14 protein-coding genes are annotated in these 16,960 nt (G+C 64.0%); 8 read left to right on the top strand and 6 right to left on the bottom strand.

The annotated features are described in order from the left end of the window. Positions 1-48: 48 nt before the first annotated feature. The 4 genes from urtB to urtE are packed head-to-tail and all read left to right on the top strand — an operon-like array spanning position 49 to position 4,292. Positions 49-1,635 carry an urea ABC transporter permease subunit UrtB gene (gene urtB, locus J0O65_RS24860; RefSeq protein WP_215409833.1) on the top strand — a complete coding sequence of 529 codons (1,587 nt, stop codon included), beginning with the start codon at positions 49-51 and terminating at the stop codon, positions 1,633-1,635. Further along, a complete protein-coding gene (gene urtC / locus J0O65_RS24855; RefSeq protein WP_215409832.1) occupies positions 1,632-2,747 on the top strand; it encodes an urea ABC transporter permease subunit UrtC in 1,116 nt (371 codons plus the stop codon). Before urtB ends, urtC begins: the two co-directional genes overlap by 4 nt. Beyond that, positions 2,744-3,574: an urea ABC transporter ATP-binding protein UrtD gene (urtD, locus tag J0O65_RS24850; RefSeq protein ID WP_215409831.1), complete on the top strand. Its 831-nt coding sequence runs from the start codon at positions 2,744-2,746 to the stop codon at positions 3,572-3,574. Before urtC ends, urtD begins: the two co-directional genes overlap by 4 nt. A 19-nt stretch (positions 3,575-3,593) precedes the next feature. Then, on the top strand, positions 3,594-4,292 hold the full coding sequence (gene urtE / locus J0O65_RS24845; protein WP_215409830.1) for an urea ABC transporter ATP-binding subunit UrtE: 699 nt from the start codon (positions 3,594-3,596) through the stop codon (positions 4,290-4,292). Between the two features lie 2 nt (positions 4,293-4,294). Here urtE and J0O65_RS24840 read toward each other — a convergent pair whose 3' ends face one another. Further along, entirely contained in the window at positions 4,295-4,879 is a 585-nt protein-coding gene (locus J0O65_RS24840) for a chromate transporter (RefSeq protein ID WP_215409829.1), read from the bottom strand. Next, a complete protein-coding gene (locus tag J0O65_RS24835) occupies positions 4,876-5,463 on the bottom strand; it encodes a chromate transporter (protein ID WP_215409828.1) in 588 nt (195 codons plus the stop codon). The genes J0O65_RS24840 and J0O65_RS24835 overlap by 4 nt, the downstream gene beginning before the upstream one ends. Before the next feature lie 221 nt (positions 5,464-5,684). Between J0O65_RS24835 and J0O65_RS24830 the strand changes: the two genes are divergently transcribed. Further along, the gene (locus J0O65_RS24830) at positions 5,685-5,906 is read left to right on the top strand and encodes a hypothetical protein (protein WP_215409827.1); all 222 of its coding nucleotides are present in this window, start codon (positions 5,685-5,687) and stop codon (positions 5,904-5,906) included. Positions 5,907-6,322: 416 nt separating this feature from the next. Here J0O65_RS24830 and J0O65_RS24825 read toward each other — a convergent pair whose 3' ends face one another. Continuing rightward, on the bottom strand, positions 6,323-6,922 hold the full coding sequence (locus J0O65_RS24825) for a response regulator (RefSeq protein ID WP_251373975.1): 600 nt from the start codon (positions 6,920-6,922) through the stop codon (positions 6,323-6,325). 360 nt (positions 6,923-7,282) lie between these two features. After that, positions 7,283-7,825, bottom strand: a complete 543-nt coding sequence (locus J0O65_RS24820) for a phosphohydrolase (protein WP_215409826.1) — start codon at positions 7,823-7,825, stop codon at positions 7,283-7,285. Positions 7,826-8,025: 200 nt separating this feature from the next. Here J0O65_RS24820 and J0O65_RS24815 point away from each other — a divergent pair, with 200 nt between their 5' ends. Then, a complete protein-coding gene (locus J0O65_RS24815; RefSeq protein ID WP_251373974.1) occupies positions 8,026-11,190 on the top strand; it encodes an NAD(P)-binding protein in 3,165 nt (1,054 codons plus the stop codon). Then, positions 11,178-12,062, top strand: a complete 885-nt coding sequence (locus J0O65_RS24810; RefSeq protein WP_215409825.1) for an alpha/beta hydrolase — start codon at positions 11,178-11,180, stop codon at positions 12,060-12,062. The genes J0O65_RS24815 and J0O65_RS24810 overlap by 13 nt, the downstream gene beginning before the upstream one ends. On the opposite strand, the gene J0O65_RS24805 is transcribed toward J0O65_RS24810, so the two are convergent. Continuing rightward, the gene (locus J0O65_RS24805) at positions 12,047-14,860 is read right to left on the bottom strand and encodes a hybrid sensor histidine kinase/response regulator (protein WP_353056242.1); all 2,814 of its coding nucleotides are present in this window, start codon (positions 14,858-14,860) and stop codon (positions 12,047-12,049) included. The two genes, J0O65_RS24810 and J0O65_RS24805, sit on opposite strands and share 16 nt — an antisense overlap. Before the next feature lie 245 nt (positions 14,861-15,105). Here J0O65_RS24805 and J0O65_RS24800 point away from each other — a divergent pair, with 245 nt between their 5' ends. Then, a complete protein-coding gene (locus J0O65_RS24800; protein WP_215409824.1) occupies positions 15,106-15,735 on the top strand; it encodes a LysE family translocator in 630 nt (209 codons plus the stop codon). On the opposite strand, the gene J0O65_RS24795 is transcribed toward J0O65_RS24800, so the two are convergent. Continuing rightward, positions 15,698-16,432 carry a YceI family protein gene (locus J0O65_RS24795; protein WP_251373973.1) on the bottom strand — a complete coding sequence of 245 codons (735 nt, stop codon included), beginning with the start codon at positions 16,430-16,432 and terminating at the stop codon, positions 15,698-15,700. The two genes, J0O65_RS24800 and J0O65_RS24795, sit on opposite strands and share 38 nt — an antisense overlap. Between the last annotated feature and the right edge of the window lie 528 nt (positions 16,433-16,960).

Genomic DNA, 16,960 nt, shown 5'->3' with positions numbered 1-16,960 from the left:
GGTCTGACCCCTGTCCTTGCTGATCATCCACGCCTACCCGGGAATTCCATGAGGTTATTCACGTCGCTGCTGGTCTTCGCCTGCCTGTGCCTGTCATCCATGGCGCAGGCCGCCATCCCTCCCGAGCTGCTGAAACCGCTGTCCGGCGACGACCCCGACGCCAGAATCGCCACCGTGGCGCGGATCGCCGCGCTGGCGACGCCCGAGGCCGCCCGAGTGCTGCAAGCCTTGCAGGACGACGCCCTGTACGCCGCGCCCGACGGCAAGGTGTACATCGTCGACGGCGAGCAGGCATATGACCCTGCGCTCGGCCGGAGCGTGGCGCTGCCCGATGGCGTCGATGGCGTGATGGTCAACAACCGCTTGCGCGCGGCGGTGGCGGGCGCCTTGTCGGGCTTGCAGCTGCTGGCGCCCGAGCGCAGCGCCCGCCTGGCTGCCGCGCAAGCCTTGCGGACGGCCGTCGATCCCGCGCAGCTGCCCCTGATCCGCACCGCCTTGGCGCGCGAAAGCGATGCGGAAATTACGCGGATATTGCAGCTGCTGATCGCCAGCGCCAACCTGCATGCGCCGGACGCCGCCACGCGCAAGGCCGCCGTGCAGGCGCTGGCCGGCAGCAGCGATGCGCGCTTGCTGCCGGTGCTGCAAGCCATGCTGGAGAAGGATGGCGAGCCGGACGAGGGCGTGCAGCTGGCCGCCATCGAGACCATGCGCCAGATCAAGGGACGAGTGTCACGCATGGAGTTCGCCGGCAATGTGTTTTACGGCATTTCGCTGGGCAGCGTGCTGCTGCTGGCCGCGCTGGGCCTGGCCATCACGTTTGGCTTGATGGGCATCATCAACATGGCGCACGGGGAATTGCTGATGATAGGCGCTTACACGACCTATCTGTGCCAGCTGTTTTTCCGCAGCTATTTGCCTGGCTTGCAGGATGCCTACCTGCTGGCCGCCTTGCCGGCCGCCTTTCTCGTCGCGGGACTGGTGGGCGTGGCGCTCGAGCGCACGGTGATCCGCTGGCTGTATGGCCGGCCGCTGGAAACCCTGCTGGCCACCTGGGGCATCAGCCTGATCCTCATGCAGCTGGTGCGCACCATCTTCGGCGCGCAAAACGTGGAAGTGGCCAATCCCGCCTGGATGTCGGGCGGCGTGACGGTACTGGGCGGCCTCGTGCTGCCGTACAACCGGCTGGCCATCATCGGCTTTGCCATCGTCGTCGTGGCGGCCGTGTGGTTGATCCTGAACAAGACGCGCCTGGGCCTGTTCGTGCGGGCCGTCACGCAAAACCGCCGCATGGCCGATTGCGTGGGCGTGGCCACGGGCAAGGTCGACATGCTCACTTTTGGCCTTGGGTCCGGCATCGCCGGACTGGGCGGCGTGGCCCTGTCGCAGCTGGGCAACGTGGGGCCGGACCTGGGCCAAAGCTACATCGTCGACTCCTTCATGGTGGTGGTGCTCGGTGGCGTGGGGCAGCTGGCCGGCACCGTGATCGCCGCGCTGGGCCTGGGCGAAGTCAATAAATTCCTCGAACCGGTGGCGGGCGCCGTGCTGGCGAAGATCGCCATTCTCGTCTTCATCATCATTTTCATCCAGCGCCGGCCGCAGGGCCTGTTTGCCATGAAGGGACGCAGCGTCGAATGACTACCTCCTATCCATCCAGGCAAGGCCTATTCACGCGGCCCGTGTGGCTGGCGATTGCCGCATGCGCGCTGCTGGCGGCGCTGTTGCCGATTTTTAACCTGGCGTTTGCCGAGGGGCATATGCTGCACGTGTCCGCCTACACGGTGGCGCTGGTGGGCAAGTTCATGTGCTATGCGCTGGCCGCGCTGGCGCTGGACCTCGTCTGGGGCTACACGGGCATATTGTCCCTGGGCCATGGCGTGTTCTTTGCGCTGGGCGCGTATGCGCACGGCATGTATCTGATGCGCGCCATCGGCGACCAGGGCCAGTACCACAGCAGCTTGCCCGATTTCATGGTCTTTCTCGACTGGAAAACCTACCCGTGGTACTGGGCGTTTACGGAACACTTCTGGTATTGCATGGCCCTCGTCGTGCTGGTGCCAGGCGTGCTGGCTTTTGTCTTCGGTTACTTTGCCTTTCGCTCGCGCATCAAGGGCGTGTATTTTTCCATCATCACGCAAGCGATGACGTATGCCTTCATGCTCTTGTTCTTCCGCAATGACACCGGCTTTGGCGGCAACAACGGCTTCACGGACTTCAAGACGATCCTGGGCCACAGCATCACGGCGCCCGCCACCCGGGCCGTGCTGTTCCTGCTGACGCTCACCTTCCTGCTGGCGGCCTTGATCGGTGCGCGCGCCATCGTCCGTTCGAAACTGGGCCGGGTGCTGCAGGGCGTGCGCGACAGCGAGGCGCGCCTGATGTTCCTTGGCTACAACCCGCTGTGGTTCAAGCTGTTCGTGTGGACCTTGTCGGCCGTGCTGTGCGGCATCGCGGGCGCCCTGTACGTGCCGCAAGTGGGCATCATCAACCCGTCCGAAATGTCGCCGGCCAATTCCATCGAAATGGTCGTGTGGGTGGCCGTGGGCGGGCGGGGTACGTTGATCGGTCCGATCCTGGGCGCCTTCACCGTCAACGGTCTGAAAAGCTGGTTCACGGCCGCCATGCCGGAACTGTGGCTGTTCGCGCTGGGCTTGCTGTTCATCGTCGTCACCCTGTTCATGCGGCAGGGCATGCTGGGCGTGTTGAGCAAGTTGAAACGCAAGCCCATCGTGGCAGAGGAGGCCGCATGAGCATCCGCATGTTGCCCGGCATGGCCGGCACCGAGGCTGGCGCCATGTACTCGCGCGTGAAAGGTGAGGGCGTCGACACGACGCACGGCGCCATTTTGTATCTGGAAGACATCAGCGTGTCCTTCGACGGCTTCAAGGCCATCAACCAGCTGAGCCTCGATATTTCCGTGGGCGAATTGCGCTGCATCATCGGGCCTAACGGCGCGGGCAAGACGACGATGATGGATGTGATCACGGGCAAGACGCGCCCCACGTCCGGCACGGCCTGGTTCGGCCAGACCATGAATCTGGCGACGATGACGGAAGCGCAGATCGCCCACGCGGGCATCGGCCGCAAGTTCCAGCGTCCCACCGTGTTCGAGCAGCACACGGTGTTCGACAATCTGGAACTGGCGATGAAGATGGACAAGCGCGTGGCGCCCACCCTGTTTTCCCGCTTGAGCTCGGAGCAGGCAGGCAGGATCGAAGCGATCTTGCGCTTGATCCGCCTGCATGGCCACGAGGCGCGGCCGGCCGGCTTGCTGTCGCACGGGCAAAAACAGTGGCTGGAAATCGGCATGCTGTTGATGCAGGAGCCGCAGCTGATTTTGCTGGACGAACCGGTGGCCGGCATGTCGGATGCGGAAACGGCGCGTACGGCGGAGTTGCTCAATGACTTGCGTGGCAAGCATTCGATCATGGTGGTGGAGCATGACATGGGTTTCGTGACGGAAATCGCCCAGCAAGGCATCGTCACCGTGCTGCATGAGGGCGCCGTGCTGGCGCAGGGCCGCATGGACGAAGTGCAGGCCGACGAGCGCGTCATCGAAGTCTATCTTGGAAGGTAATAAAGGAAGGTCAGGAACTATGCTGGAAGTCGAACAATTGCATCAATACTATGGTTCCTCGCACACCTTGCGCGGGATTGACTTGTCGGCGCGCAAGGGAGAATGCCTGGCCTTGCTGGGCCGCAATGGCGTGGGCAAGACGACCTTGCTCAAATGCCTGATGGGCGTGCTGCCCGTGGCGCAAGGCAAGGTGGTGTTCCATGGACGCGACATCACGAGGCTGGCGCCGCATGCGCGGGCGAAGCTGGGCATCGCCTACGTGCCGCAGGGGCGTGACATCTTTGCGCGCCTGACGGTCGAGGAAAACTTGCTGATGGGCATGGCGGTGAAGCGGGGCAGGCAAGCTGCGCGCATCGATCCCCACGTGTATGAACTGTTTCCGGTGCTCAAGGAGATGCTGCAGCGGCGCGGCGGAGATTTGTCTGGCGGGCAACAGCAGCAGCTGGCCATCGCCCGCGCCCTGCTGGCCGAACCCCAACTGATCATCTTCGACGAGCCGACCGAGGGTATCCAGCCGTCCGTCATCAAGGATATCGGCAGGGTCATTTCCCTCTTAAAACAGCGTGGTGACATGGCCATCGTGCTGTGCGAACAGTATTTCGACTTCGCCCGCGAGCTGGCCGACGACTTCATCGTGCTGTCGCGGGGGCAGGTGGTGGCCAGCGGCAAGGCGGAACAGATGGATGGCGAGGAGGTGAAGCGGCACCTGGCCGTGTAAGGTCAGACGAGCTGGAACCACCCCAGCACGGCGCCGGCCGCCAGCAGCCACAACAAATGGATCTTCGTGCGCCAGATGAGGATGCCGGCCACAATGGAGAGGGTCCACAGGGGCCAGTCGGTGCTCCATTGATGGTTGGCGCCGCCCAAAATCATGCCGGTGGAAATCAAGAGGGCGACGACGATGGGCGCCATGCCCTGCTTGAAGGCGCGCACGGGGCGCAGGTCGCGGTTGCGGTAGCCCCACTGGGCCGCCACGTAAGTGAGCGTGGTGCTGGGCAGCATGATGCCCACCATCGTCACTAGTACGCCGAGCCAGGCAGCCGTATAGCTGCCCGCGTTCATGCCCACGTTCCAGCCCATCAGGGCGACGAACAGCACGTTCGGGCCCGGTGCGGCCTGGGCGATGGCGATCGATTCATTGAATTGCGCCTGCGTCAGCCAGCCGTGCTGCTCGACGAGGAAACGGTGCATTTCGGCCGTGGTGGAAATGGCGCCGCCGATCGACATCAGCGACAGCATCAGGTAGTGGCCGAACAGGTTCAGCCAGTCGCCCGCGCTCAACGTCAGGTGCAGGGGCGGATTCATGCGGACAGCTTTCGATACGTCAGCAGGCAGCCGATGCCACCCAGGCCCAGCAGGATGTACAGCAGGGGCCAGCGCAAGACCGCCACCATCAGCACGCCCAGCACGACGAGGGGCAGGGTCAGCCACAGGGGCAGCGGATGCCTGGCCAGCGCGGTTGCCAGTTTCACTCCCGTGGCGGCGATCATGCCGGCCGACACGGCCGCCATGCCGCGCAAGGCGCCCGCCATCTGCGGATTGTCGCCGAAGCGCGTGTACAGCACGCCCAGCGCGAGCACGATGACGAGGGGCACGGTCAGCATGCCGGCCAGCGCCGTCAGCGCGCCTCGCAAGCCGAAATAGCGCCCGCCCACCATCAAGGACAGGTTGACGACATTCGGCCCGGGCATGATTTGCGCCACGGCCCAGTCTTCCAGGAATTCCTCCTGCGTCAGCCAGCGCTTGCGCTCGACCATTTCGCGCTGGATCACGGCCAGCACGCCGCCGAAGCCTTGCAGGGCCAGCCAGGTGAACGAGAGGAACAGGTCGGCAAGCGAGGCGGGCTGAGGGCGGGGCGGGTCGGGCGGAAGGGCGGGCGATGAGGGCATGGCTGATTATCGCCGTGGCCGCGCGCGCTTGTCCATCGCTTTCGGCCGGGCTTGTGCCTGCAAGAAAAAAACCGTGGCACATGTTTCCCTGCCATTGACATCGTGAGTTTATCGGCAATACTTTTAGCGGCAACATGACCGCCGTCCCTGTCCGCGCTGTCGCGGTTCGCGCCGCCACGCCGTCTCCACCCCTCCGTCCCTCTTCGCAGGAGTTGCTTATCATGCCTCATTCCACAGAAACGCTGCATATGCCCGTCAAAACCGTGGTGCCGCATGCCCGGACCGACCAGAAGATGTGCGACATCGTCAACCTGGGCATCGCCGTGCAGGCGGCCTTCAGCACCTTGTGCGCGCTGGAATACCTGAAGTCATACAATGTCGCTCCCGAATTGATCGAGCGCGTGCTGCTGCACCCGGAGCAGCGACGCCAGGCCGTGCATTGAGTATCCGTGTAGCAACTGTGTTGCCGGCAGCGTTATTCCGGCGTTGTCGGATTGATCATTACGGCTCAGTTATGCACAAATGATGAGTTAGCGAAATTATCGAAATAATTTTCTTGTGATTATGTGTGAGTTTCTAAGTGTTTGATTTTAATGGGATTTATTTTTGCCGTTTGATTGAGCAGTTTATTGAAAGCCGCACGGGCTGTGGCTTTGAGGCCTGTCAATAGGCCCTTATCCACAAAGATATCCACAGTCGGTGTGGATATCTGAAAAAGCGCTTAACAATCCGCCACTTAGATAATGACACCGGATTGGCGCGGCAAATTCGGCGTCGCGGCGGCCCAAAATGGGGCATCGCACAAACCTGTATGCCCATCCAGTGTTCTTGTTTTGTGACTAAGAGTAGCGGCGGCGGTTCAGGGGGTGCCGCCGGCCGGCTTCTCTGGCGCGTCGCCGCGCTGGGCCAGGGCGGTGGCGAGCTCGGCGACCTGTTGCTGCGCTTCGCGCAGGGTGGCGTAGGTGCGCAGCGAGGCGATCACGGTGGTAAACAACTTGCGCGTGGTGAGGTCGGTCTTGCACCAGAAATCGTTGATATCGTAGTCGATGATGATGCGGTGTTCCAGCGCCTGGCCGGGCTGGCCCGTGCGCAGGATGACGCGCACGGCGCTGTTGTGCAAATCTTCGCGGATCTGGCGCGCCACTTGCAGCCCGGCATCCTGGGTTTCCATGATCACATCGAGCAGCACCACGGCGATATCGGACGTGCCACGCAACAAGGCCAGCGCCTCGGCGCCCGAATACGCATGCAAAAAGCTCAGCCTGCGGCCCTGGAAGCTGGCCTGGCTGAGGGCGAACTTGGTCACCACATGCACGTCGACATCGTCGTCGACGATCAGCACGCGCCATGGCACCGGGTTGGCAGCCTCCGCCGCCGCGTCCGCCCGTTCCAGCGGTTCGTCGACCAGCCAGTCGGGCTCGTCCGCCTCCTTGGCGGCGCTATCGCTATCCATGTTCATGCGTTTATCCACCGTTGATCGTGCTTGCTACTCCACACTATGCCAGTCTGCGGGGTTTGTCAAAATAATGCTGTTCAAGCAAGACGGCCTGGCGCCTGGGCTGCTTATGCACAGTAAAATATATTTTCATGGCATAGAGTAAGTTTGATTAAGCGCAAATCCGTGATTGCAAGTCATTGATTTCATTGGGGGAAAAAATTGCCTGTGAAATCAGCAAATTGTTGAAACCCGCATCAATACTGGTGTTGCGGCTTGTCAAGAGGGGCTTATCAACAACTTTATCCACAGTTGCTGTGGATATCTGAAAAAGCCGTGCAAAAACCGGGACTTGGCGTCCGTTCGTGAGGCTGGATCGAGTTTTCATGCGGCAAGCCCCAGTCCGCCCAACTGGGCAAAGGCGTGCAGGAAGCGCTGCTTGGCTTCGGCCGGACCTATGGCCTCGATTATACCGGGCAAGGGGGCGATGCCGTCAAGGTAGGCCCAGCGCTCGGCCGAGTGCGGCATCAGGTCGCGCTTTTCCGTGGCCAGCGCGATCAGGTCGGCCCGCTTGATGGGCGCGTAATCGGAAAAATCCAGTCCATAGGTGGCGGCGATGATGGCGCTGACCTTGTCTTCCAGCACGGAAAATTCCGGCAGCAACACTTTCAAGGGCTTCACCATGTCGCCCAGGTAGGCTTCGGCCGCGTCGTGCAGCAGGGCGGCCAGGCGCAAATGGGGCGGCACCAGCCCGGCGACGATCAGGCTGTGCTGGGCGACCGAGTAAAACACCTGCGTCTGTCCATTGAAGCGGCACTGGTAAGCGAGGCCGTGGGCGATGTCTTCGATGGCGACCTTGTCGATATGCGGGCGCAAGGGATAAAAACGGTTGCCTGAATAGGTCGATACGTAGTCGGTAGTAATCATTTCTGGGTCAGCTCACCTGCTTTGCACGGATGATTCATCCTACACCGGATGGCCGCCACTTGCCTTTCGCTGCTACTTTTCACCCTCCTGCTGAGCCTATGCATCTTGGCAAATCCTTTAATTTATTTCATATCATTCATTGATATTTCTCAAATACACTGTGGAAATCTTGTTTGTCTGAAATTTAAGGGGGCAGGGCAATGACGGCGATACCTTCGGCAAGACCTTCGTATATCTATCAGGGCGGTTCGGTGATGATGCACGCGCCGCTGCAATTGAAACAGTCGGAAATGTACGGCTATTTCGTCAAGGGCGACCTGGCGACACTGCAGGCGACCGTGAATACCACCCTGAACCAGGTGGCGGGCAGCAAGATGACCCTGAAAGCCCTGTCGCCGTATGTGATGCTGACGTTTACGCGCGTCAACCATGCCGATTCGGCCAACCCCGTCGACCAGGCCAAGGGCTGGATCACGGAAGTCGACATCGTCACCTGGATCATGGTGGGCCAGATGGACGACAAGGGCAAGCTCGCGCATATCTATTGGTACCCGTGCCATATCTTCGTCGATGACGCGATGGCCCTGATCAACGGGCGTGAACTGTTTGGCTATCCGAAATATCTGTGCGACTACGAGATCCCCGCCGCCGGCAGCGAGCCGCTGCGCTGTTCCGTGGCCGCCAAGGGCTTCCAGCATTTTTCGCCGGAAACGAAACTGGCCTTGCATCCTTTGCTGGAGGTCAACGCCACCGTGCGGACGGGGACGCACAAACCCGTCAACAGTTTCCTCGAACTCATCGAGCAGGCATTCCAGATTTTCCTCTCCATCCCGGATTTCTTCGACATGGACCAGGCCGGCTGGGCCGATATTTTGTCCTTGCTGCGCACCCCCCGCATCGACCAGATCTTCCTCAAGCAATTCCCCGACAGCGCGGGCGTGAAAGCCGTGTACCAGGCCCTGGTGGCCGCGCCGGCCGAGGTCAACCGCCTGCACAGCGCGCGCCTGCTCGGCTACGAATACGCATGCACGCTGCACGCCTTCGACAGCTTCCCGCTGGACCGGACCCTGGGCCTCAAGCTGGGGCCGCAGGCGGCGATACTGCCGTTCCAGGTGAACTTCGATTTCACGGCCATGCCGGGCGAGGAACTGGTCGACAATTCCCGCATCGCGCCGGAAAAGATCGCCATCCTGGGCGGCGGCGTGGCGGCCATGACCACCGCGTATTATTTGACGCACCAGCCGGGCTGGCAAAACCGGCACGCCATCACCGTCTACCAGCTGGGCTGGCGCCTGGGCGGCAAGGGCGCCAGCGGACGCAATGCGCAAGCGGGCCAGCGCATCGAGGAGCACGGCCTGCACATCTGGTTCGGCTTCTACGCGAATGCCTTCAGGATGATCAAGGAAGCCTACGCCAGCCTGGATCGCCCGGCAGGCGCGCCGCTGGCCACCTGGCGCGACGCCTTCAAACAGCACGATTACGTGGCCCTGTCCGAGGACGTCAAGGGCGAGTGGCGCAACTGGTCGATCGTCTTTCCCACCTTGCCGGGCGAACCGGGCGAGGGCGGCGAAGACATCACCCTGTGGCAGATGGCCGTCGCCATGGTGGGCTGGATCGAGCAGTGGCTGCGCCAGATCCGGCAGGTGGCGGACGCCGACGCGCGCATAGAGCGTGCCAGTGCCAGCGCCAGCGCCTCGCAAGGTGAGGGCGTGTGGCCCGGCTGGCTGCGCCGCCTGGCCGATGAAGTGGTGGGGCAGGCCGATGAGCTGGGCCTCGACGTGGGCTTGTCCGTGGGCGCGCTGGCGGCGCTGGTGGCCGACCTGGCGCCCGATTCCACGCGCCACGACCAGGCCCGCCACCAGCTGCTGGCCAGCACCCTGAACGGCATCCGCGCCTGGCTGCGCCTGCGCTACCGCGCGCTGATCGATGGCGACGATGAATTGCGCCGCCTGTTCACCTGCCTGGACCTGGGCATCACGGTCATGAAGGGCATGTTCGAGGATGGCGTGTTCAAGAACGGCTTCGACGTCATTAACGACATCGACTTCCGCGCCTGGCTGAAAAAACATGGCGGCGACGAGCAGTTCAGCGTCAATTCGGCGCCCGTGCGCGGCTTCTATGACCTCGTCTTTGCCTACGAGGGCGGCGATTTCGGGAAGCCGAACATCGAGGCGGGGACGCTCTTGCGGGCGATGGCGCGCATCGGCCTGGCCTACAAGGGCGGCATCATGTTCAAGATGCAGGCCGGCATGGGCGACACGATTTTCACGCCGCTGTACGAAGTGCTGAAAAAACGCGGCGTGGAATTCAAATTCTTCCAGCGCGTGGAGGAACTGGTACCGGGCGCGGGCGACATCGACAGCATCCGCATCACCGAGCAGGTGCAATTGAAGGACCCGGCCGCCGGCTATGCGCCGCTGGTGGACGTGAAGGGCCTCGGTTGCTGGCCCAGCGCGCCCGATTACGCGCAGATCGAACCGGCCCAGGCGGCGCTGCTGCAGGCGCAGGAAGTCAACCTGGAATCGTACTGGAGCGACTGGCCGCGGCAATACCAGCAAGCGTTCGGCCGCGCGCTGCCCGCCACCGTATTGAAGAAGGGCGTCGATTTCGACAAGGTGGTGTTCGGCATTTCCATCGGTTCGCTGCAGGCCTTGTGCCCGCAACTGCTGGCGCAAAGCCCGGCCCTGCGACTGGCGGCCGAGAAGGTGCAAACCGTGGCCACGCAGGCTTACCAGGTGTGGCTCAACAAGGATTTGCGTCAGATGGGCTGGACCACGCAGCCGCAGGGCCAGCAACCGGTGCTGTCGGCCTTCACGGAACCGTACGACACGTGGGCGCCGATGGATCAATTATTGGCGCGCGAAGACTGGCCGGCGGGGCGGGAGCCGAAAAACGTCTCGTATTTTTGCAGCGCCTTCCCCGTCGACAGCTATCCGCCCGTCACCGACACGGGCTTCCCCGCCCGCTGCGCGGCCAGGGCGAAAGCGGGCGCCTTGCGCCAGCTGGAGCGCGAGATCGGCGCCTTGTGGCCCGAGGCGGGCGCGCCGGGCGCGTTCCCGTGGCAATGGCTGGTCGATGCGAAGGCGGGCACGGGGCCGGCGCGCTTCGACAGCCAGTACTGGCGCGCCAACGTCGACCCGTCCGAGCGCTACGTGATGTCGGTGGTGGGCAGCACGCAGTACCGGCTGGCCACCGACCAGTCGGGCTTTTCCAACCTGTTCCTGACGGGCGACTGGATCAGGACGGGCCTGAACGCGGGCTGCGTGGAGGCTGCCGTGATGGCCGGCATGCAGACCTCGCGCGCCATGACCGGTTATCCGGCCGTGATCCAGGGCGAGACGGATTTCCAGGCATGCGACGCCTGATACCCTTGTGTCTTGTCCTGCTCCACCTGCACGCGGGCGCCGCGCCGCCTGGCGCCATCGTGCTGTGGCCGGGCCCGCAGCGCGACAGCGCCAAGGGTTCCATCACGCAGGTCGGGCAGCCTTACCTGATCGCGCACCGCCCGGCGCAGCCGAACGGCACGGCCATCCTGCTGCTCAGCGGCGGCGGCTATGCGCATATCGAAGCGGGCAAGGAGAGCGGCCCGGTCGCGGACTGGTTGCAGGCGCGGGGCGTCACGGCGTTCGAGCTCGTGTACCGCCTGCCGCGGGAAGGCGGTGGGGTGGCCGCGCCGTTCCAGGATGGCCAGCGCGCCATGCGCGTGATCCGTGCGCGCGCGGCCGAGTGGGGCATCGATCCGGCGCGCATCGGCATGCTGGGTTTTTCCGCCGGCGCGCACCTGGCCGGCATGACGGCCGTGCAGCCCGATGCCGCCCTGTATGCACCGGTCGACGCGATGGACGCCGTCTCCGCGCGGCCCGACTTTGCCGTGCTGCTGTACCCGGTGCTGACCATGCAGCCGCCGTTCGACACGACGCACGCGAAGAAACAGCTGCTGGGAAGTCGTCCCGCGCAGGCGGCGCGCGACGCCTGGTCGGTGGAGCGGCACGTCGATGCGCGCACGCCGCCCGTGTTTCTGGCACAGGCGCTCGACGATCCGATTGCGCCACCCGAGAACAGTATATGGATGGCGGCGGCCTTGCGCCGCGCGGGCGTGCCCGTCGAGCTGCACCTGTTCCGGCACGGCGGCCATGGCTGGGGCCTGGGCAAGCCGGGCAGCGAACCGGCCGTCTGGCCACGGCTGTTGCTGGCGTGGCTGCAAGCGCGCGGCTGGATGCCTCAGGCTCCGGGCTGAGCTTCCAGGTCGCGCCGCGCCACGTCCAGCGCGTCTTTCAGCTGCGGCAGGAACTGTTCCACGTTCTCCAGCTGGCCGTTCGAGGCCAGGGTTTCCAGCTGGTGGCACAGGCCGTGCAGGGTGGGGCGGCTGAGGTAGCCGGCGCTGCCCTTCAAGGCGTGGAAGGCGGCCGCCGCCGCGCTGGCGTTACCATCGCGCACGGCGTGGCAGGCCAGGTCCAGGCGCCGTGGCGCTTCCGTCAGGAACGCTTGCGCGATGCGCTGCAAGTGCTGCGGCGACAGGCCGGCCAGCGGCAGGATGTGCACGGGCGCCGTCATGGGATCGGCCGGCGCGGGAGGTGCGTCGTCGGCGTCGTCCAGGCCGAACTGGCGCGCCAGGCTGTCGTCCCCGGTGGGCGCCGCTGGCGGCAGCGCGTGGCCGCGTGCCAGCAGCAGGTCGATGAGCGCGTCGATTTTCTCGAACAGCAGCGCTTCGTCCACGGGTTTGCTGAGGAAGTCGTCCATGCCGGCGGCCAGGTAGCGTTGCCGGTCATGTTCGCTGGCGTTGGCCGTCAGCGCGAGGATGGGAATGTGCGCGTCGGGAATGGGGAATTCGGCGTTGCCGCCGTCGCGGATCAGGCGCGCGGCCTGTTCGCCATCCATCAGCGGCATGCGGCCGTCCATCAGCACGCAATCGTAGGCGCCCGTGCCCAGCGCGCGCAGCGCCTGTTCGCCGTTTTCCACGATGGTGACCTCATGCCCCATGCTTTCGAGCAGGGTGCCGATGATGATCTGGTTGGTGCGCACGTCCTCGGCGCACAGGATGCGCAGGCGGCAGGCGTGGCGCATGTGGCGCGGCGGCCGGCGCGCGTCGGCCGCCGGCGCGCTGCCCGGCGTCAGCGGCAAGGTGAAATGGAAGCGCGAGCCGATGCCGACGCGGCTTTCCACGCCGATCGTGCCTTGCATCAGTTCGACCAGTTCCTTGCAGATGGCCAGGCCCAGGCCCGTGCCGCCGTAGCGGCGCGTGGTGGAATGGTCGGCCTGCTCGAATTTCTGGAACAAACGCGGCAAGGTGTCCGCGTCGATGCCCGGACCCGTATCGCTGATGATGAATTCGATCTCGCTGCGGCCGTCGCGGCGCGGCGGCGTGCGGGCGCGCCGCACTTCCAGCAGCACCTCGCCATTCGCCGTGAATTTCAGCGCATTGCCCAGCAGGTTGATGAGGATTTGCCGCAAGCGCGTGGGATCGGCGCGCACGTAGCGCGGCAAGTCCAGCGCCAGTTCGCGGCGCAGCAGCAGGCTCTTGGCGTCGGCCTGGCCCTGCACGATGCCGGCCGCGTCGCCGATCAGCGCCAGCAGGTCGAAGTCCACGGTTTCCAGAGTCAGCTTGCCCGCGTCGATCTTCGAGAAATCGAGGATGTCATTGAGGATGGTCAGGAGCGAGACGCCATTGTGCAGGCCGATGCGCAGGTATTCCTGCGTGCGGCCTTTGACGGACTGGTCGCGCAGGGCGAATTTCAGCATGCCGATCACGCCGGCCAGCGGCGTGCGGATGTCGTGGCTCATGGCGGACAGAAAATCGATGCGGTGGCGGCTGACCACTTCCGCATGTTCCTTGGCTTTCAGCAGGGCGTCGTTGCTGAGGGTGAGCGCCAGGGTGCGTTCCTGCACGCGCTGTTCCAGGTTGTTGCGCAGCAATCGGATCTGGTCGGCCAGGGCAAAGGCCAGCAGCAAGCCGTCGAAGGTGCCGCCCAGCAGGGTCACCAGCTGGGCGTTGGCCACCATGGCCGGCATCAGGCCGAGGTTGGCCGGCAGGATCAGAAAGCCGGGCAGCATCAGCGCGACGAAGGCCAGCACGAAGAAGCGCGCCGGCTGGTAGCCGCGGCGCCAGACGACGATGCCGCTGATGAGCGCCAGTAGCATCCAGATACTGATGGCGATGGTGGCCAGGGTGTGCGCATACGACAGGGCGAAGAAGCAGCTGGGTAGCAGCAGCAGGGGCAGCACCAGGTTGACCTGGCTGATGCGGTAGAGCAGGGGCGAGTAGTCGCGCAGGCGCAGGAAATGCGTGTAGAACAGCGTGCTGAAGACGGGCAGCAGGAAAAACGGCACGTAATGGAGCTGCAGCAGATGCCAGTCGAACAGGTCGGCAAAGACGTGGAAGGTCATGGCCCACGCCAGGCCATAGGTCAGCACGTACAGCGCGTAATAGGCCGAGGCTTTTTCCAGCGTGATGGAAAAGATGAAGAAATTGAACAGGCCCAGCGCCAGCAGGGCGCCGATGGAGGCGACGATGAGGAAGTTTTCCTTGCCCACCAGCTTGCGGTAGTCTTGCTGCGTCCTCACGCCGAACATGGGCGCGCGCGCATAATAGGGGCTGGAAAAGCGGATCAGGATGTCATACGTGGCGCCCGGCGCCAGCTGCACGTTCTTGCCGTAGTGCAGCAAATACTCATGTGGGCGCTGGTAGCCCGTCAGCAAGGTCTGCGGCGCCGCGTGCGGCCCTGGGCCATACACGTACAGGTCGACCAGGTCGATCAGGGTATCGTTCGGATCGATGACCCAGGCCGCTTCGCCGCTGTCGTTGCGCACCTGCGCATGCAGCCAGTAGGCGCCGCCGAACAGGTCGACCTGGCCGGCCGGATGCAGGCGCGCCAGCCAGGCGGGCAGGGCGGCCGCATCGGCAGGCGCGGCTTCATTTTCGGCGAGAAACAGTTGTCCACCATTGCCCAGGTGCCGGATGCCTTGCTTGCCCAAGGGCAAGGGGTTTGCCTGCGCCGCGCCTGCCGGGCCCAACAGACCGAACAGCAGGCCGAGCACAAGCAACCAGCCATATGGCCAGGCGCAGGCGCGGGAGCTGGAAGCGCGGTGGCGGGAAGGGTGCGGGTGGGCTGGCATTGATGGGCTTGGAACGGGCTTGGTGAGGGTCGTGCGAGAACCGGCGGCAGCGCCGTTTGCTGTGGAGTGCCCATTTTAATCGACTCTTGCTGGCATACGGGCAATTTCCTGTGCCGCCGGGATGACGCCCTCTCCGGTATCATGGCGCCTTTGCCCGCGAGATATTCATGCTCAGTCCCGACCAGTTCCTGGCCTTCCTGGCCGCCGCCGTTTTGATCACCGCCAGTCCCGGCCCCGACAACCTGATGGTGCTGGGCGTGGGCATGTCGCGCGGGCGGCGCCAGGGCATGGCGTTCGGCCTCGGCTGCGCCCTGGGTTGCCTGACGCACACGCTGCTGGCGACCATCGGCGTGTCGGCCCTGCTGGCCGCCTCGCCCACGGCGTTTACCATGCTGAAAGTGGCCGGCGGGCTGTACCTGGTGTGGCTGGGCATCGGCGCCTTGCGCAGCCGTGGCGGCGCCAGGGTCGATGGCGCGGCGGCCTTGCCCGAGGAAGCGCTGCTGCGCCTGTTCGGCAAGGGTTTGCTTGCCAACAGTATCAATCCGAAAGTCGTGCTGTTTTTCCTGTCCTTCCTGCCGCAGTTCATCGTCGCGGGCCAGGGCAATGCCAGTTGGCAGACGGCGCAGCTGGGCCTGTTGTTTACGGCGCAGGCGTGCGTGCTGTTCGGCCTGCTCGGCTATTTCTCCGGCGCCGTCGGCAAGTGGCTTAATCGCCGTCCGCGCGCCGGCCTGTGGCTGGACCGCGCGGCCGGCACCATCTTCATCGGCCTGGGTTTGCGCCTGATCCTGGCGCGCTGAGGTCTTGCTGGGCGGTAATGCGGAACGCCAGCTCCATCTGGTCCTGCACGGCCATGGCGCCGCCCAGGACGGCAAAGGGCACGATGCCGAAGTCGCTCTGTTTCAGCAGCAGGCTGCCGCTGGCCTGCAGGCGGCGTCCATCGGCCGCCTGCTCGATGCGCACCGGCAGCTGCACCGTGCGCGTCACGCCATGCAGGGTGATGTCGGCCTCGAACACGTCCTGCTTGCCTGCGCGGCGGGCGTCGATGCTGACCCACGGATAACGTTCGGCGTCGAGCACGCGCACCAGCATGTTGTGGCGCGTGCCGGCGATGGCGTCGGCCGACGGCGTCGTCGTCAGGCCGGCCGCCTGGCGCAGGCTTGCTTCATCCACACTCATCTCGTCGAGCCGGAAGCGGAACTGCGCGCGCCCAGGCGCGGGCGCCACCACGCCTTGCAGCGTACGGCTGGCCACCACGTGGTCATGCCCCAGCCGCGCCAGCGCGCCGCCACGGCGCACGGTGATGGTCAGCAGGGAATCCTCGGGCGCGATGTGCAGCAGTTGCACGCCCGGCTGCTGCCACGCCGGCGCGGGCATGGCTGGCGCCGCGACTGGCGCGGCGGGCAGCGAGGCGCCGGGCGGCGGGGCGAACGGGGTACAGGCCGCGAGCAAGGCGCAGGCGCAGGCCAGCAGCGCGCGGCGGTGGACATGTGGCATCAATGAGGACTCCTGGCAAAGGGATTGGCGGTGGCGCAAGGCGCCATGGGGCGATAGTAAGCGATCCGCGCGCCGGTGTGATGGTCGCCGCACATGCGCCCCCGTTTTGCAAGACCAATTCATCCTGCCGCACGCCATCTCTGGTGGAGCGGCAGACGTGAATGGAGTTAAATTGGTATTAATGGAAGGCGCTGGAAAATAAATGTGCGACAGCGCAGAAGCGAATCGTGGGGGCCTTGGCGGCGGAAGGAAGATGCGTATTGAAATAAATGCTGATAATTAGCATTAATAATTTCTTTTAAAAAACAAACTATGCGTTTGATAGTTTCGCATGATTATGTAAATAATAAGTTAAATAGTATGTTTAGCTCATCAGTATGCAGTAGAAATAGAAACGCAGCGTGATTACACGATTAATTTGATGAATGTGTTGTGAAATATCAACGAGATAATTTAATTTCTTTGTTGCTAACGAAAAAAACACTGTTGGCGTACTCTTGAAGTGTTACCTGTTCGTATAATCATGAC

Source organism: Janthinobacterium sp. JC611 (assembly GCF_018682595.1).
Taxonomy (GTDB): Bacteria; Pseudomonadota; Gammaproteobacteria; order Burkholderiales; family Burkholderiaceae_D; genus Janthinobacterium.
Note: the sequence above shows the minus strand (reverse complement) of the source record. Positions and strands in the feature narration are given on the sequence as shown.

Bases quoted from the DNA above. Each gene is read 5' to 3' on its own strand.
- urtB (WP_215409833.1), top strand. From the start codon at position 49: ATGAGGTTATTCACGTCGCTGCTGGTCTTCGCCTGCCTGTGCCTGTCA.
- urtC (WP_215409832.1), top strand. From the start codon at position 1,632: ATGACTACCTCCTATCCATCCAGGCAAGGCCTATTCACGCGGCCCGTG.
- urtD (WP_215409831.1), top strand. From the start codon at position 2,744: ATGAGCATCCGCATGTTGCCCGGCATGGCCGGCACCGAGGCTGGCGCC.
- urtE (WP_215409830.1), top strand. From the start codon at position 3,594: ATGCTGGAAGTCGAACAATTGCATCAATACTATGGTTCCTCGCACACC.
- J0O65_RS24840 (WP_215409829.1), bottom strand. From the start codon at position 4,879: ATGAATCCGCCCCTGCACCTGACGTTGAGCGCGGGCGACTGGCTGAAC.
- J0O65_RS24835 (WP_215409828.1), bottom strand. From the start codon at position 5,463: ATGCCCTCATCGCCCGCCCTTCCGCCCGACCCGCCCCGCCCTCAGCCC.
- J0O65_RS24830 (WP_215409827.1), top strand. From the start codon at position 5,685: ATGCCTCATTCCACAGAAACGCTGCATATGCCCGTCAAAACCGTGGTG.
- J0O65_RS24825 (WP_251373975.1), bottom strand. From the start codon at position 6,922: ATGAACATGGATAGCGATAGCGCCGCCAAGGAGGCGGACGAGCCCGAC.
- J0O65_RS24820 (WP_215409826.1), bottom strand. From the start codon at position 7,825: ATGATTACTACCGACTACGTATCGACCTATTCAGGCAACCGTTTTTAT.
- J0O65_RS24815 (WP_251373974.1), top strand. From the start codon at position 8,026: ATGACGGCGATACCTTCGGCAAGACCTTCGTATATCTATCAGGGCGGT.
- J0O65_RS24810 (WP_215409825.1), top strand. From the start codon at position 11,178: ATGCGACGCCTGATACCCTTGTGTCTTGTCCTGCTCCACCTGCACGCG.
- J0O65_RS24800 (WP_215409824.1), top strand. From the start codon at position 15,106: ATGCTCAGTCCCGACCAGTTCCTGGCCTTCCTGGCCGCCGCCGTTTTG.
- J0O65_RS24795 (WP_251373973.1), bottom strand. From the start codon at position 16,432: ATGCCACATGTCCACCGCCGCGCGCTGCTGGCCTGCGCCTGCGCCTTG.